General features: G+C 68.7%; 11 protein-coding genes. 4 read left to right on the top strand and 7 right to left on the bottom strand.

What is annotated here, in order from left to right; translation table 11 throughout:
• Positions 1 to 134 precede the first annotated feature (134 nt).
• A complete protein-coding gene (locus ACFYZB_RS41370) occupies positions 135 to 617 on the bottom strand; it encodes a hypothetical protein (protein ID WP_388767064.1) in 483 nt (160 codons plus the stop codon).
• 370 nt (positions 618 to 987) lie between these two features.
• On the opposite strand from ACFYZB_RS41370, the gene ACFYZB_RS41365 reads away from it, so the two are divergent.
• Both ACFYZB_RS41365 and ACFYZB_RS41360 read left to right on the top strand, forming a co-directional pair.
• A complete protein-coding gene (locus ACFYZB_RS41365) occupies positions 988 to 1,197 on the top strand; it encodes a ferredoxin (RefSeq protein WP_365294421.1) in 210 nt (69 codons plus the stop codon).
• 98 nt (positions 1,198 to 1,295) lie between these two features.
• Entirely contained in the window at positions 1,296 to 1,703 is a 408-nt protein-coding gene (locus tag ACFYZB_RS41360; protein ID WP_388767066.1) for a cytochrome P450, read from the top strand.
• Between the two features lie 31 nt (positions 1,704 to 1,734).
• Here the strand turns inward: ACFYZB_RS41360 and ACFYZB_RS41355 are convergent, their stop codons facing one another.
• A complete protein-coding gene (locus ACFYZB_RS41355) occupies positions 1,735 to 2,370 on the bottom strand; it encodes a TetR/AcrR family transcriptional regulator (protein WP_055706088.1) in 636 nt (211 codons plus the stop codon).
• Between the two features lie 432 nt (positions 2,371 to 2,802).
• On the opposite strand from ACFYZB_RS41355, the gene ACFYZB_RS41350 reads away from it, so the two are divergent.
• Together ACFYZB_RS41350 and ACFYZB_RS41345 are read left to right on the top strand one after the other, a co-directional pair.
• Positions 2,803 to 5,265 carry a SpoIIE family protein phosphatase gene (locus ACFYZB_RS41350; RefSeq protein WP_388767063.1) on the top strand — a complete coding sequence of 821 codons (2,463 nt, stop codon included), beginning with the start codon at positions 2,803 to 2,805 and terminating at the stop codon, positions 5,263 to 5,265.
• A 996-nt stretch (positions 5,266 to 6,261) separates the two neighbouring features.
• A complete protein-coding gene (locus tag ACFYZB_RS41345) occupies positions 6,262 to 7,350 on the top strand; it encodes an IS110 family transposase (protein WP_388767062.1) in 1,089 nt (362 codons plus the stop codon).
• 402 nt (positions 7,351 to 7,752) lie between these two features.
• Here the strand turns inward: ACFYZB_RS41345 and ACFYZB_RS41340 are convergent, their stop codons facing one another.
• The 5 genes from ACFYZB_RS41340 to ACFYZB_RS41320 all read right to left on the bottom strand — a co-directional run bounded on the left by ACFYZB_RS41340 (position 7,753) and on the right by ACFYZB_RS41320 (position 13,979).
• Positions 7,753 to 7,932: an HNH endonuclease signature motif containing protein gene (locus tag ACFYZB_RS41340; protein ID WP_388767065.1), complete on the bottom strand. Its 180-nt coding sequence runs from the start codon at positions 7,930 to 7,932 to the stop codon at positions 7,753 to 7,755.
• A gap of 1,053 nt (positions 7,933 to 8,985) precedes the next feature.
• Complete coding sequence (locus ACFYZB_RS41335; protein ID WP_158918976.1) at positions 8,986 to 9,390, bottom strand: RidA family protein; 405 nt, start codon at positions 9,388 to 9,390, stop codon at positions 8,986 to 8,988.
• A 214-nt stretch (positions 9,391 to 9,604) separates the two neighbouring features.
• On the bottom strand, positions 9,605 to 10,792 hold the full coding sequence (locus ACFYZB_RS41330) for a saccharopine dehydrogenase family protein (RefSeq protein WP_388767061.1): 1,188 nt from the start codon (positions 10,790 to 10,792) through the stop codon (positions 9,605 to 9,607).
• Between the two features lie 128 nt (positions 10,793 to 10,920).
• Positions 10,921 to 12,228: an NAD(P)/FAD-dependent oxidoreductase gene (locus ACFYZB_RS41325; RefSeq protein WP_388767060.1), complete on the bottom strand. Its 1,308-nt coding sequence runs from the start codon at positions 12,226 to 12,228 to the stop codon at positions 10,921 to 10,923.
• A 548-nt stretch (positions 12,229 to 12,776) separates the two neighbouring features.
• Positions 12,777 to 13,979: a saccharopine dehydrogenase family protein gene (locus ACFYZB_RS41320; protein WP_388767059.1), complete on the bottom strand. Its 1,203-nt coding sequence runs from the start codon at positions 13,977 to 13,979 to the stop codon at positions 12,777 to 12,779.
• Positions 13,980 to 14,314: the final 335 nt, after the last annotated feature.

Below are 14,314 nucleotides of genomic sequence, written 5' to 3'. Positions count from 1 at the left end.
GGCCCTCGCTCGATCACCCGCCCGGGCGGCGGTCAGGGGACCGCTGATCCGTGACCAGCGGTCGCATCCCTGCCGCCGACAGGCATCAAGGCGAGCGGTACAGCCTCCGCTCAGGGGCCCAGGCGGGACCCGTCCTACCGGTCACCGTGGTTCCGGTCGTAGTGGTCCCATCCGTAGTAGTCCCAGCCACCGTGGTTCCGGTCGTAGTGGTCCCAGCCGAAGTAGTCCCGGTCACCGCGGTTCCAGTCATGGTGGTCCCAGCCCCGGCCGTCGCTCTCGTAGCGGTTCCGGTCGAGCCGGTAGGACCTGTCGGACTTCCACTCGCGCCGCTCATCGTCCCAGCGGTAGCAGCGACCGTCGCGGCTGTGCCAGAGGGAGCCGGCGACATGATCGTCGTGGTGCCAGCCACGCTTTCCGTCCCAGCGGTAGCCCTGCTCGATCAGGTAACCCACGCCGTGGTCCCAGCGGTAGTCGGTGCGGTTGACCCCGGCCGACCGCTGGACGTGCACGGAGGCGGGAGTCGCGGCCGAAGCGGTGCCCCCGGCACCGACAACGGCGACACCCGCGACCGCCACGGAGGAAACGGCGACAGCAATCCGCTTCGTGAGCTTCTTCATGATCTTTCCTTCCGGTTGGTGCGATCTGCACCAACGGCTGCTTTTGCAGGCGATGTGAGGCGCCTGGCGTTGGGTGGGCGTTGTCCGCCAGCAGTTCCATACGTTGTATGGAATCGCCCTGCCAGGATAACCATACGACGTATGGAAATAGGGAGGTGGTGACAGTGGCTCGGGTCACTCGGACCACCTGACCGAAGGGATGTTCCTGAACGCATCTCAGCAACTGGAAGGTGGTTGCCGGGAGTTCGTCTCCTTCCCCCTCACCCTGCTGGCCCGAATACCAGCTCTCCATCACAAGGCATGCAGGCACTCAGCTCTGGCCCCACGCTGGAAAGGAGGGGGTGTGACAGCGGAGGAAGAAGTGGTGGAGATGCGGACCGTTGTCGACCTCACACGCTGCCAGGGCTATGCACAGTGCGTGTTCCTCGCCCCGGAGGTGTTCGAGCTGCACGGGGAGGAGGGGCTGCTGTACGCCACTGCCGTCCCGGACGACCAGATGGAGCGGGTACGCCAGGCCGCGGCGGCGTGCCCGGTGCAGGCGATCCTCCTCGGGGAAGAGGTGAGCACCGGTGCCCGGTGACCTGAAAGACGGCCGTATCGTCATCGTCGGCGCCTCGCTGGCCGGGCTGAGAGCCGCGGAGGCGCTGCGCGAGGAGGGCTTCACCGCATCCCGAGCAGCTGGACCGGCTGCGCCGCGACCCCGAACTGCTGCCGCTAGCAGTGGAGGAACTGCTGCGTAACGAGCTCCCGGTCCACATGCGCGAGCGCATCCCGCACGCCGACATCGATGTCGCCGGCACCAAGATCCCGCAACATGCGTCCGTCATTCTGGTGCTGGCCTCAGGCAACCGCGACCCTATGCGGTTCCACGAGCCCGACCGGTTCGAACCCACCCGCCCAGACAACCAACACCTCGGCTTCGGCAGCGGTATCCACCTCTGCTACGGCGGACCTGGCCCGGATCGAGGCATACATCGCGCTCAGCGCGCTGCTTCCCCACCTCGGCAGCGCCCGCCTGGTCGAGGACCCCCCTACCGCCAGAACGCCATGCTCCGCGGCCCCCGCCCCCTGTCCATCCAACTGTGAAGCCGCGTCGTCGGCAGACAGCACATCGTCTTCACGCCGCAGCGGGAAGGGGCCGCCGGGCGAGGTCACGGGCCTCGTCCGCGGAGACGCCAAGCATGTGCAGGAGCGTCTCGGCCATCTTTGCGGCTGCATGGTCCCTGTCGGCCTCGGGCTGATGGAACCAGAGCTGCAGGAGTGCCAGCAGGCTGCCGTTCAGCACGGTCAAGGCGATCATCGGGTCGACCACGGTGAAGCGGCCAGAAGTCATGCCCTGCTCCACGTCGTGTCTCGCGCGCGGAGCCAGTCCGCAGCCGGCGCATATGCGGCCGAGCCCGCTGTGGCAGAGAATCCGCATGATCTCCGGGTGTGAGCTGGCCATGCGTGCGCTGAGCCGCATACCGGCGGCGAGGCGCTCGGCGGGGTCGTCGACGCCGTACAGATGTTTGTCAACGGCTCGGGCGAACTCCTCCAGTGCATCGGCCACGGCTGCGTCGAACAGGTCCGGCTTGGACGTGAAGTGGTTGTAGAACGAGCCGAAGCCCACGTCGGCGAGCTCCGCGATGGTCCGGATGCTGGCGCTCGTATCGCCCGAATCGGCCAGGAGCTGCCGCGCGGCGCGGACGAGTGCCTGCCGGGTCTCGGCCCGACGGCGTTCGAATCGATTCCTGGGGGAGGCTGACATCGGCATACACCGCACACAAGGTCACCAGTTCTGATGAATTCATCATCGCGCTGCCGCTGCGAATTGTCCAGCCTGAACCTCGCCGGACCCCAACTTCGCCGCCCAGGGGTCAGTGATTGCAGCGGCGACAGAGGCTGCCTCGCCTCCCCCGTCGCACTGCATGGCCATATTTGATTGAACGATCAGTTTCGAGGGCCTTGACGATGAAGCGGTCGTATCTGACTATTTCATCAGAAGTGGGCAAAATGGTGCAAAGGTGGCGGATGTCGGGCTACGGGTCATAGGGCAGCGGCGGAGGTCGCCCGCTGCACCGCAAGGCTCCCGCTACACCCGGGGTCTCCGCCTCCTCCCCATCACCGTCCACCACGGCTACAGACCGGGCGGCCGCGCCCACATGCCGGCACTCCCTCACCTCCGAACTGAAGGGGATCAACCACGATGACGCATACCGACCACACGTCACTCGCCAAGCCGGTGAGCCCCGGCGAGATACCGGACTCGGCGATAGCGGTGATCAATGCGGACGGGACGGTGGCGGCGTGGACGCAGGCCGCTGAGCGACTTGTCGGGTACTCGGCTGCGGAAGTGGTGGGCCGAGCCGCCGCGCACGTGCTACCGCCCCCTGAGGAGGCCCGAATGGCTTCGCTGTTCGCCGAGCAGCGCCGTGCCCAAAGTGGCTGGTCCGGCACCGCCGCGGTCCGCCACCGCGACGGCCACACGCTCAAGATGTCGCTGCGGGTCTCGCTGTTGTGGGGACAGGACGCCGGCACCCGGTGGCTGGTATCCGTGACCGACATAGGCGCCCTGTCCTCGGAGCCTGCCAACGGACCGGTGCGGGAGTCGCTCCTCGCCCATGCACCGATCGGCATCGTGGTGTATGACCCACAGTTGCGCTGTATCTGGGTGAACGACGCCATGGAGCGCCACGACGGCATTCCCCGTGACCGGCGCTTCGGACGCCGTCTGAAGGACTCGCTGCCCGCCGTGGAGGCCGAAGCGCTCGAGGTGGTGATGCAGCAGGTGCTGCAGAGCGGTACCACCATGGTCCACGAATACCGGGCGTGGCCGCTGTCGGACGGGCGCCGTGAACATGCGTTCTCGGCCTCGTTCTTCTGCCTCCAGGACGCGGACGGCACGCCCCTGGGAGTGTGCTCCATGACCGTGGATGTCACCGGGAACCGGCGGGCGCGCGAACGCCTGGCCATCCTCAGCGAGGCGAGTACGCGCATCGGCAGCACCCTCGACGTCATGCAGACCGGGCAGGAACTGGCCGAGCTCGCCGTGCCCCTGCTGGCCGACCACGCCCTCGTCGATCTGGTCGAGTCGGTTCCCTTTGGCGTGGAACCCTCGGCACGGATCGGCACGACGAGCGGCCGCCCGCCGCTGCTGCGCCGTGCCGGGGTGGCCTCCATCGAACTGGGCCTCCTGGAGTTGCCATGGGTCCGGGAAGAGGTGATCCACGCCCACCCGAGCTCATCGTTCGCCGTCGCCCTGCGCACGGGCAGGTCTCACCTGGAGCCGGTGCTCGACACCCAGGCCGGTCCGTGGGTCGACCACGACCCGGTGCGGGCGCAGAAGGTGCGGGACAGCGGCGTCCACTCGTTGATGGTCGTGCCCATCCGTGCGCGGCGCTGCGTGCTGGGACTGGCGCTGTTCGGCCGCTCCGAGGAACAGACGCCGTTCCAGGAGGACGACCTGCTCCTCGCCGAGGAACTCGTCACTCGGACCGCGCTCAGCCTGGACAACGCCCTGCAGTATGCGCGCGAGCGCACCGCGGCCCTCACGCTGCAACGCGACCTGCTGCCCCATCGTGTGCAGGGCGGTGCCGCCGTCGAGGTTGCCTCGCGCTATGTGCCGGCGGACATGGACCACGGCGTGGGCGGTGACTGGTTCGACGTGATCGAGCTGTCAGGTGCCCGGGTGGCCCTGGTCGTCGGCGATGTGGTGGGACACGGCATCAACGCCGCGGCGACCATGGGCAGGCTGCGCACCGCCGTGCGCACGCTCGCGGACCTCGACCTGCCCCCGGACGAACTGCTGACGCACCTCGACGACACGGTCCGGCGGCTGAACGACGAGGACACCGACGACACCGACCAGGCCCCCGCGGTGGTGGGCGCCACCTGTCTGTACGCCGTCTACGATCCGGTCACCCGGCGGTGCACCATGGCGCGGGCCGGGCATCCGCCGCCCCTGATCGTCGGCGCACAGGGCCGGGTCACCGTCCCCGACCTGCCCGCCGGAGCCCCGCTCGGACTCGGCCTCGGCCTGGTCCCCTTCGAGTCCGTGGAACTGGAACTGCCCGAAGGAAGCGTGCTCGCCCTCTACTCCGACGGGCTGGTCGAGTCCCGGGACGAGGACATCGACGCCGGCCTGCGCCGCCTGAGCGCCGCCCTGGCACAGCCGGGCGCATCCCCGGAGGACATGTGCTCGCGAGTGATGGAGACCTTGCGGAGTCACACGCCGGCCGACGATGTCACCTTGCTCCTTGCCCGGACCCGCGCGCTCGAGCCCACCCAGGTCGCCTCCTGGGACCTGCCGAACGAACCGGTCACCGTCACAACAGCCCGGCACCTGGCCGCCCGTCAGCTCAGGGAATGGGGGCTGGAGCCGCTCGTGACGCCCGTGGAGTCGATCGTCAGCGAACTGGTCACCAATGCCATCCGCCACGGCGGCGGACCCAGCCGCCTACGGCTCATCCAGCACCAGGTGCTGACGTGCGAGGTCTTCGACAGCCACACCGGCCAGCCGCGCTCCCGCCATCCCGGCGATCTCGACGAGCACGGCCGCGGCCTCCACCTGGTCGCCCAGCTCTCGCGCCGGTGGGGCTCCCGCTGCGCAATGGACGGCAAGGTCGTCTGGGCCGAACAGGACCTGCCCGCCAGGGCCGATGCCCTGTGACCCGTCGGCGAGCCGCGCGCGACAGGGGTCGTCCGCGCGTGTCGGTCTCTCGTAGCCGCAGGGCTCTTACCAGGAAGCCAGCGTTATGGATCACCCAGTGAATGGTGAAGACGCCGACTCGGTAGGCGCCTCCCAAGCAGCTATGAGTTGTCTTTGGTGCCGGTCCCGGCCGGGATGTCCGCCCTGGACGGCCGGCAGTCGCGGTGCTGGACGACCGAGGCGTGGTGGTGGGGCGAACCGGGACAGCAGAGGATCTGACGGGGTTCCACGCCGATGACGTCCACGGTCGCCCCGTGCGGCCCTGCTCTTCGCCGCAGTGGCCGCAGCCGTGGTGATGAGGCGACTTGCCAGGTCCTGAGCGTTGCCTCATCGCACGGTCCACCGTCCTCAGTGGGTTTCGGATTGAGGAGTCAGCCATGGAGCCTTCGGAGAGGTATCGAAGACCGGCCACTCGTCGTGAAGTTCGGCCGGGACCGCCTAGGCATCCACCTCGTGGCCGAGTCGAGGGGAAGCCGGCGAGGATCTCGCGCAGTGCCTACAGGATTTGCGGCCAGTGGCTTACAAGGGAGGGTCTGAGGGCGTTCCTGCCATGGCCGACGAAGGACTGCCGGGATGGCGGACCACACGGCTGCCCGTCAAGGTCGGTCACGAGTGGACGAAGAGTCAACGTACTGTCAGCCGGTCCAGGCCAGGTTGAGCGCCGGTTCGTTCGAAGCCATCCGGCAGTGATCGAGTCACGCCGTTGTGCCGGAATCGATGGGACGGTGGCGCAGTGCCGTCCCGGACGGGGGTCTGACTCATGAGATCTATGACCGAAGTGTCCAGTCACAGGCTTGTCGACTGTCGTTGCGGGATGGCGACTGCTGGTACCGAGCCACAGGGCGTGTCCCAATAGGGGCCTTGCCGATCTTCAGGCGCCATCACGGTTCAGACCGCCCGAGCAGGCCGGTGCCATCCACCCCAGCCAGCACGTCACCACGTCGGAGGCGAACCATCATGACGACCCGACAGCACAGCACCTCCTCGAGCACGGATCCGCCCGTTCGGCGCGAGGTCGTCCTGGGCGTGGACACGCACGACGAGGTGCATGTCGCCGCCGTGATCTCCCCGCTCGGGAAGATCCTGGGAACGGAGTCCTTTCCCGCGACGGCGGCCGGCTACCGACAGTTGCTCGTGTGGGCCCGCAAGCGGGGTACGGTGCACCGGGCCGGTGTGGAGGGCACCGGCACCTTCGGCGCGGGCCTCTCCCGCTACCTGCTGACCCAGCAGATCCAGGTGTTCGAAGTAAACCGGCCCGACCGCACGGCCCGCCGGCTGCTCGGGAAGTCGGACCCGCTCGACGCTCAGGCCGCCGCGCGAGCCGTGCTCAGTGGCCGCGCCCGGGCCCGGGCCAAGTCCGGCGACGGTCCGGTGCACAGCGCCCGGATCTTCAAGCTCGCCAAGGACTCCGCGGTCAAGGCCCGTACTCAGGCGATCAACCAGCTCAAAGCCGTTCTGGTCATCGCCGATCCCGCACTGCGGGAACGACTGTCCAGCCTGGGCAACCGCGAGCTGTTCTGCACCTGCGCACGCCTCGGGCCAGGCGACGGAGAGAACGCGGTGGCCCAGGCCACCCACATGACCCTGAGAATGCTCGCGGAGCGTATCGAACAGCTCACCGGGCAGATCAATGAGCTGAACCAACGCCTGACCCGGCTCGTCGAACACCACGCCCCACAGCTACTCGTACCGGTGGGCATCGGCCCGGACAGCGCAGTCACCTTGCTGATCACCATGGGAGACAACCCCGAGCGGCTGAACACTGAGGCATCCTTTGCTGCCCTTTGCGGAGTCAGCCCCGTCGAGTATTCGTCGGGCCGTCGGAGCACGCGCCGGCTCAACTACGGCGGCGACCGCCGGGCGAACGCCGCCCTGCACCGCATCGTGTTCACCCGCCTGCGCCACGATCCGCGCACCCAGGCGTACTACGAACGCCGCACCCAGGAGGGCAAGACCCGACGCGAGATCATCCGATGCCTCAAGCGATATGCCGCCCGAGAGGTCTTCAAGCTGGTCAGGACGGTATCCAGCGTCCCCCTGTTATAGGGGCGTCGCGGACTGCGAAGCCCAGTCGGGAACTATCCCGCCGGGGCTTCTGCGTGGCCGTGAGACGACGATGCCGCACCGGAGCGCTCCGGTGCGGCATCTTCGGGGGGGTCGGCCGCGCTGGCGCGCACGATGCAGTCGGCGCCTCATGCGGTCCGTGTCGCTGTGACGCTCTCATGGTGCACCTACGTTGCGATTGCACCCGATCGTTCGTAGGGATCCGTGCCGCTCATGGCGCGCCCCGGCCAGGCGTGGGTGGAGCATGAATGACCGGATCGTCTGGCTGCGCGGGTCGGCTCAGTGCGCAGCCTGGACAGTTGCTTGGCTCCAGGATCACCACCACCGCTGGCAACAGAGACTACGTCGCGCATCGAGTCGCGCCGCCATGTGTCAGTCCACAGTTCAAGCGTCGGCGAGCAGTTGCCGGTGCTTGGTGAGGGCAGTGACGCGCAATAGTTGGCGGAAATCGTCGGTGACAGTGCCACGAGTCTTAAGCGCATGGCAGTTGGGACACAGAGCGATCATTGCCCGGGGCAGGTCTTCGCCGCCCTTCGCGTGATCATCAATGTGATCCACTTCCAGCAGATAGGTGCCGTTTCGGCTGAGGGCTGGGATGTGACGGGGATCAGGGCAGAGGGGGTTTTCACAGGCGTCCGCTGCGTTCGAGAACTGCCTGGCGTGAAGCAGCGATGCGGCTCAGCCGCTCCCTGGGCGCGGGCCGCCGACGGTGGCTCTTGCCTTCGAGTACCGCGCGCTCCGCTTGTGCGTTGAGTTCCGCGTAGCGCAGGGCAGGGCTAGCCATGTGGTGCAGAAGGTCAGCAGTCACTCGGCAACGCTCAAGTGCATGGGCAGTTGGCCTATCGGTCGGCAAAGCGAAGTGCCCGCATTCAGAGTCCCATTCATTCGCGAACTCGGCGTGGCGCAGGCGGGCACACTCCCAGCGGCTTTGACCCAGTCTCTTCAGGGTGGTCGCGGTGTCAGGCCACATGGTGCCAATGGGCAGGCTATCTCCTGCCCAGGCGTACTCCGCTGCTGTGTAGACCGCGGCGTACTGCAGGTTTCTTCCATAGGAAACGACCCGCTTGCCTTTCAGCTTGCGGAACAGAGTGTCACTGACTTCCCGAAAGGCAGGAGCCGCTTCGAGGTCAATCGGCCCGACACCATCCAGGCGGATGTGCTGGAGGTACTTCGTCTCCCAGCCCGGATTGATGAGTTGGTGCCACCTCTTTTGGCCATGGGCGGAGGTCAGGGCTATCTCGTAGGGCGTGGCTCGTTCGAGCGGGGGTGTGGTTGGCGCGGGCGATCCGAGGGCGCTGACGGCCAGGATGACGGTGTCCGGATCAACGAGGACGTCCTGCGCCCACTGGGTCGCGGCACGACGTGCTGCGTGCGCATCGTCAGGATGGGGCCGCGTAGAGAACGCGACTGGTGGTTGTCCCCTCCCTCGCCTACGTGAAGAAGGCGCGCCCAGTATCCGGTCGCCCTCGGGTCAGCTGGGCTGGCTTTCATAAGCGCGGTCCCCGTGGGGGCCGAAGGGTCTCTGAGGACTGGCAGGACCCCGCCGCAGACACCTCCCTCGGCATGAGCCGGAATCAGGGGACCTTCGGTGTCGTACGGCCGGGCCTCTGCCATTCATCAGTCGGTGATGGCGGTCATGTCCGCCTCGACCAAGGCGCCGGGCGTGGACAGGCCGACGACGCCTATCAAGGTCATGGCGGTGGTGCTGCCGCCGGCCTCGGAGGTGGCCCTGGCCAGCCCGCCGTAGAGCTTCTCGAGGTTCTCCTGGGTCGGATCGACGACGTACACCATCATCCGAACCACATCCTTCGGATTGGCGCCCGACGCAGCGATGGCCGCGTAGGCGTTCTTCACCGTGTGGTAGCCCTGCGTCTCGTAGTCCCCTTCGCCGAGCAGCTTCTCGTCGACGTCGATGGCGATCTGCCCCGAGATGTAGACGTGCTTGCTGCCGGTCGCGACGATCACCTGCGTGTGGCCGTGCGGTGGCGCGATCGTGTCCGGGTTGATCTTCTGAATCGTCATGCCCAGATGTTCGCCAACCGCACGGTGCCGCGCCGGTCTCCCGAGGGTCATCGCGCCCGGTTGGGGGATCAGCCCGGCTCGGGAGCCGCGGCCCTGCTCGCTGTCCCCGCGCTCCTCGCCACTATGACCGACGCGGGAGAGGCCCACCGCCGGTGGCGGTGGGCCTCTGTGGCGAGGTGACATCGGCGCGCGCTGGCGTCACCGCGGTCGTCGATCAGCCGACCGGCCCTTCGTGGATGATCAGGAGATCCTCCACCGACGCGACGGCCGGCTCGACGAACCCCAGGAACACCGAGAAGAAGTCGTGGGGGTCGATGACGCCCTCCGGGGCGTGCACGCCGGGCTCGGTAATGCGGCCCTGGCGCAACAGCTCGAGTCCCACCGCCAGCGCCGCGCCGGTGCCGCCGCCCATCTTGCCCGGCGGCATCGACGCCGGCTCGACCGAGATCGCGAGCGGCTCCCCGTCGCGCTCGCCGCGCGCCATGGCCCAGACCTGGGCGAGCCGGTCGCGAGTCCGCGGCGCGTCGGCCGGGGGAGCGGGCATGTCCTCGAGGCGGCCGGCGCCCTCGGCAAGGGTCACCCGCCCGGCGTCGTAGTCGGCCGCGACCCTGCGCGCGTGGTCGAAGACCCACGCCGGACCGGACGTGAGGTTGGTCGAGCTGACGACGGTCGGGAAGCAGCGCGGCAGGGTGATCGCCTCGGGGTGCCCGACGGTATAGGCCCGGACCTGCCCTTTGCCTGGGTACAGGAGCTCGACGGGAGTGAGGGGTTCGATGTCCTTCTCGGCGCCGTCGCGGTAGGCGCGGATCGAGCCGCTGATCTGGATCAGCCAGTGCTCGACGGCCGCCCCGGCACCACCGGTCGAGGGGTACGCCGGCTCGTCCTCCAGCACCGCGCCACGCATCGACCATCCGGTGAAGATCTCGGTGACCTTGTCGAGCCGCCGGGCGACCAGTGTTGCCGCCAAGTTGGAGATGCCCGGGCTGCCGCCGATGCCCTTCACGACGCGGAGGCCCTTGTCACGAGCCTGGGCGTCGAACTCGAACGCCTCGACCGTGGACTCCCAATCGTCGTCGATGTCCAGGTAGTCGCAGCCGCAGTCGATGGCGGCCTCCACTATGGGCCTGGCGAACTTCGAGAACGGGCCCATGGTGTTGAGGACGACGTCGCACTCGACGAACGCCTGCCGCAGCGCTGCCGGGTCCGTGGCGTCGAGGCGCACGGGGACGCATGGACCGCCGACCTCATCGGCGAGCTGCTGGGCGCGTGACACGTCGATGTCGGCGATCAGCACCTTCTTGGCCGTGCCGAGTTCGGCGATCCCTCGGACGGCCCAGCGCCCCATCGCGCCGGCGCCGCCGACAATGATCACAGTGCCCAGGGGCGGCTTGGTGTCAGACATGGGTGGTCAGGCTCCTCTTCGGATCAACATGTGGTTCACGGCCTCTTCGATGCCTGGCACGTTCCTGCATGCGTCGACGTACGCTGGCCGAGCGACCGCGAGCGACGCCCGGCCGGGGGAGGCCGGCGTCATCGGCGGAGGCAGCCGATTCGGTCGCTCAGGCGGTCGGCGAGCCAACCCAGGCGCAGCGTCACCGGGTTCACGATGCCCGGAGCGAACCGTCGTGACTCTCGCCAGACGGCGGCCAGGTCGTCGTGCATGCCCTTCTCAACGAGGTGGTCGGCGAGCAGGGTGCCGAGGTACGGGGCCTGGGGCAGCCCGTGCCCGTTGCAGGCCATCGAGTAGTAGACGCGGCGTGTTGCCCGTCCTACGACCGCCATGTTGGACGGCGTGAGCCCGATCCAACCGCCCCAAGCGCGAGCCGGGGCGACGTCGGTCAACGTGGGGAAGCGCTCCCGGAAACCACGCACCAGGTCGTCGACCACCGCCTGGTCGGGCATTCGGTCCGCCCGCGGCCGACGGGCCGTCTGCAGGCAGCGCGTGGAGTAGACGATGGTGCCGCGGTTCGTTGGCCGGAAGCTCTGCATCACGAAATGGTTCGTCGTCATGGGGGTGCGACTCGTCCAACCGGCAGCGTCCAGCATCTCGGCGGAGACCGGCTCGGTCTCGACCGCCGTCACCCAGACCGGAGTGCTGACGTTGCGCGGCGCGATCGGCAACTCGTTGGTGAAGGCGTTGGTGGTCAGGATCGCCTGGCGGGCCCGGATCCGGCCTCCGGACAGCTCGACCCTCACGGAGTCACCGGTGTCGACGACGCCGGTGACCGGACTCTGCTCGAACACGCGCACGGCCGAAGTGCGAACCACCTCGCGGACACCGAGCGCCAGCTGCCCCGGGTTCAGGATGCCGCCGACCTTGATGTGGATACCGCCCGGGAAGGTCGGCGGGATGCCGAGCTGTGCGGCGTCGCCCACCACCGATCGGCGGCCCGGCCTGCCGTTCGCCAGCATGCGCCGGAACGCGGCGGCGGTCGGCGCGGCCGCGATGTTGCCGGTCGGCTGGTAGCCGCAGTCGATCCCATGCCTGGTGACGAGATCCTCCGTGAAGTCCACCGCATTACTGGCGAACTTGTAGAGCCCGCGCACCCGGTCGCCGTAGAAGCGGTTGAGGATGCGGGGGTCGTTGCCGAGGGTCGGTGTGATGTAGCCGGCGTTGCGGGCGCTGGCTCCCCAGCCACAGAGGTCGGCCTCGACGAGTACGACGTCCCGGCCGAGCTCCGCGAGCCGTAGCGCGGCCGCCATCCCGCCGAGTCCGCCGCCGATCACAGCGACGTCGCACTCCACGTCGCCGGTCAGGGCCGGCTCGAGCGTCGTCGGCCTGTCGACCCACCCACTGCCCGAGAGGTAGGTGAGGGAAGATCCGCCTGCTTCGTCCACGTGGCCACCTGCTCCGATTCATGTCGCTGAGTTCCGTCGTGCGCGCGAGCACGTTCGCTCGAGCGCTGGTCACGGTGCCGCACCACCGGACCACCGGCGTGGTTTGCTGCCCGGTCCCACCCAGGTGACCTATGTCTGGGATCACTTTCCAGGCGACGCAGGTCTGGTTGCGACGGCTGAGCGTGCCGGTCGTACAACCGTCGGGAGGAGTGCGCGCGCCCAGCGCTGTCGCCAGTAGCCACCAAGCTCTCGCTCAGTAGACCAGGTCGGACATGCGGCGCCCGGCGAAAGTGGTCTGCGGGCTGAGGCCGGAAGGCTGGACGATCGCGATCCGTCGAGTCGACGACCAGCGCGGTCGTCACGGGGCGACGGGCAAGGCGGTGGACGAGGGCGGCCACGGCGGTTGCCGACCATCAGCGCCATAGCTGTGGCCACGAACCGGCGCCCGGCCGGCGCAGGCCCGGCGAGCATGGCGGCCAGGCAGGCGGCCGTCGTGTTCCGGCGCCCTGCCTTCCTTGGTGGTTGGGAGTCTGTTGGGCGGCGCGCCGTCAGCTGTCGAGGACGTCCGTGACGACCTCGTACACCGCGACGCCGGGCGCGGGAGGCTCGTCGGCGAACTGCGCCAGGTCGTTGAAGAAGATCTTCGGGTCGATGGCGCCCTCGGGTCCGTGGACGCCCGGCTTGCTCACCTGGCCGCGGGCCGCCATCAGCGTCGCCACGGCCAGCGGGATCCCGGTCATCTCGCCCATGTTGCCCTCCGGCTGCACCAGGGCCTGCGCGCCGACGCGGACGCGGGTTCCGTCCTTGGTGCCCTCCGCGATGGCGAAGATGTTGCTGGGCAGGCTCGGCGACCGGCCGGCGGCCTTGCCGCTGAGGTTCGGCTGACGAAGGAGCTCGTCGGAAGCCTGGCGGACGTTCAGCTCTCCGGCGCGGACGCGCTCGGCGATGCCGCTGATGCCGTTCATGAGTCCGCGGCGGGCGCTCATCACGTTGAGCGACTCCCGTACCTCGGGCCGGATCCTCGGAAGGGTGAGCGGCTCGGGGTGGCCGCACACCCAGACCGCGTCCTCGCCCCACCCGGGGTAGGCGAGCGTCAGCTCTTCGAGGGCGTGCGCGTCGACAAGGCCACCGTCGCGCCAGATCTTGATCGGCTCGGTGCAGTTGTGCACCCAGTGCTCGATGGCAGCGGTCGCCTCAGGGAACTCCTGGTCGGCGGTGGGTCGGGGGAAATGGGCCGCGGAGGCACGCCACGACGTGTAGACCCGGTCGACGGCGTCGCACTCGTCCATCGCCAGGACGGCGAGCAGGTTGCTGGTGCCCGGGCTGGCGCCCATGCCGATCACGGCCGTGACGCCGGCCGCACGCGCGGCGTCGTCCAGCTCGAGCATCTCCAGGGTGGGCTCCCAGTCGTCGCAGATGTCGAGGTAGTCGGTGCCGGCCGCGATGGCGGCGCTGAGGACCTCGCGACCGAAGCGGTAGAACGGGCCCGCGCAGTTGAGCACGATGTCGACGTCGGCCAGCGCTCTCGCCAGCGCCTCTGAGTCCGAGATGTCGAGGGCCAGCGGGGTGGCCTTCGGGCCGAGGCCGGCGGCCAGCTTGGTCGCTTTCTCCTCGTCGCGATCGGCGACGACCACCTTGGCGATCTCGTCGGCCTTGGCGAGCACGCCGCAGGCATACGCGCCCATCTCGCCAGCTCCGCCGGTCACGAGCACCCTCTTCGGCGCGCTCTGTTCAGAAGTTGAGGAAGTCATGGCCGCATCGTGCTCGCAGCGGACCGATGCGGCTGTCCCGAGGCCCGGCAGTGTGCCCACCTGGGGGATTGGTCAGTGACTGTCGCCCGACTGCTTGGTGACCCAGCTCGCGATCTGGGCACGGGACACAGAGGACCGACTCGGCCGGCGGGAAGCGCGCAGCCGGACGGGCAGTCCGCTCTCGCGGCTGATGGCCACCCGCTCGGTGTCCGGTGCCGACCGGTGGCGGTGGCCGGCGGTCAGCCCGCTCAGGTCGCCCCGGCACCGAGGATCGGTGTCTTGCCCATGCGCCGAAGACAGAACCCCGGACCGCGCGCGCAGCGGAGGGCTGCGCG

It is taken from the genome of Streptomyces sp. NPDC001852 (genome assembly GCF_042891825.1).
Lineage (GTDB): Bacteria > Actinomycetota > Actinomycetes > Streptomycetales > Streptomycetaceae > Streptomyces.
The sequence above is the reverse complement of the archived record's forward strand: the minus strand, read 5'-3'. Positions and strand labels throughout refer to the sequence as shown.

Excerpts from the sequence above, each read along its gene's own strand:
- ACFYZB_RS41320 (WP_388767059.1), bottom strand. The coding sequence starts at position 13,979 with ATGACTTCCTCAACTTCTGAACAGAGCGCGCCGAAGAGGGTGCTCGTG.
- ACFYZB_RS41355 (WP_055706088.1), bottom strand. The coding sequence starts at position 2,370 with ATGCCGATGTCAGCCTCCCCCAGGAATCGATTCGAACGCCGTCGGGCC.
- ACFYZB_RS41330 (WP_388767061.1), bottom strand. The coding sequence starts at position 10,792 with ATGTCTGACACCAAGCCGCCCCTGGGCACTGTGATCATTGTCGGCGGC.
- ACFYZB_RS41370 (WP_388767064.1), bottom strand. The coding sequence starts at position 617 with ATGAAGAAGCTCACGAAGCGGATTGCTGTCGCCGTTTCCTCCGTGGCG.
- ACFYZB_RS41350 (WP_388767063.1), top strand. The coding sequence starts at position 2,803 with ATGACGCATACCGACCACACGTCACTCGCCAAGCCGGTGAGCCCCGGC.
- ACFYZB_RS41345 (WP_388767062.1), top strand. The coding sequence starts at position 6,262 with ATGACGACCCGACAGCACAGCACCTCCTCGAGCACGGATCCGCCCGTT.
- ACFYZB_RS41365 (WP_365294421.1), top strand. The coding sequence starts at position 988 with ATGCGGACCGTTGTCGACCTCACACGCTGCCAGGGCTATGCACAGTGC.
- ACFYZB_RS41335 (WP_158918976.1), bottom strand. The coding sequence starts at position 9,390 with ATGACGATTCAGAAGATCAACCCGGACACGATCGCGCCACCGCACGGC.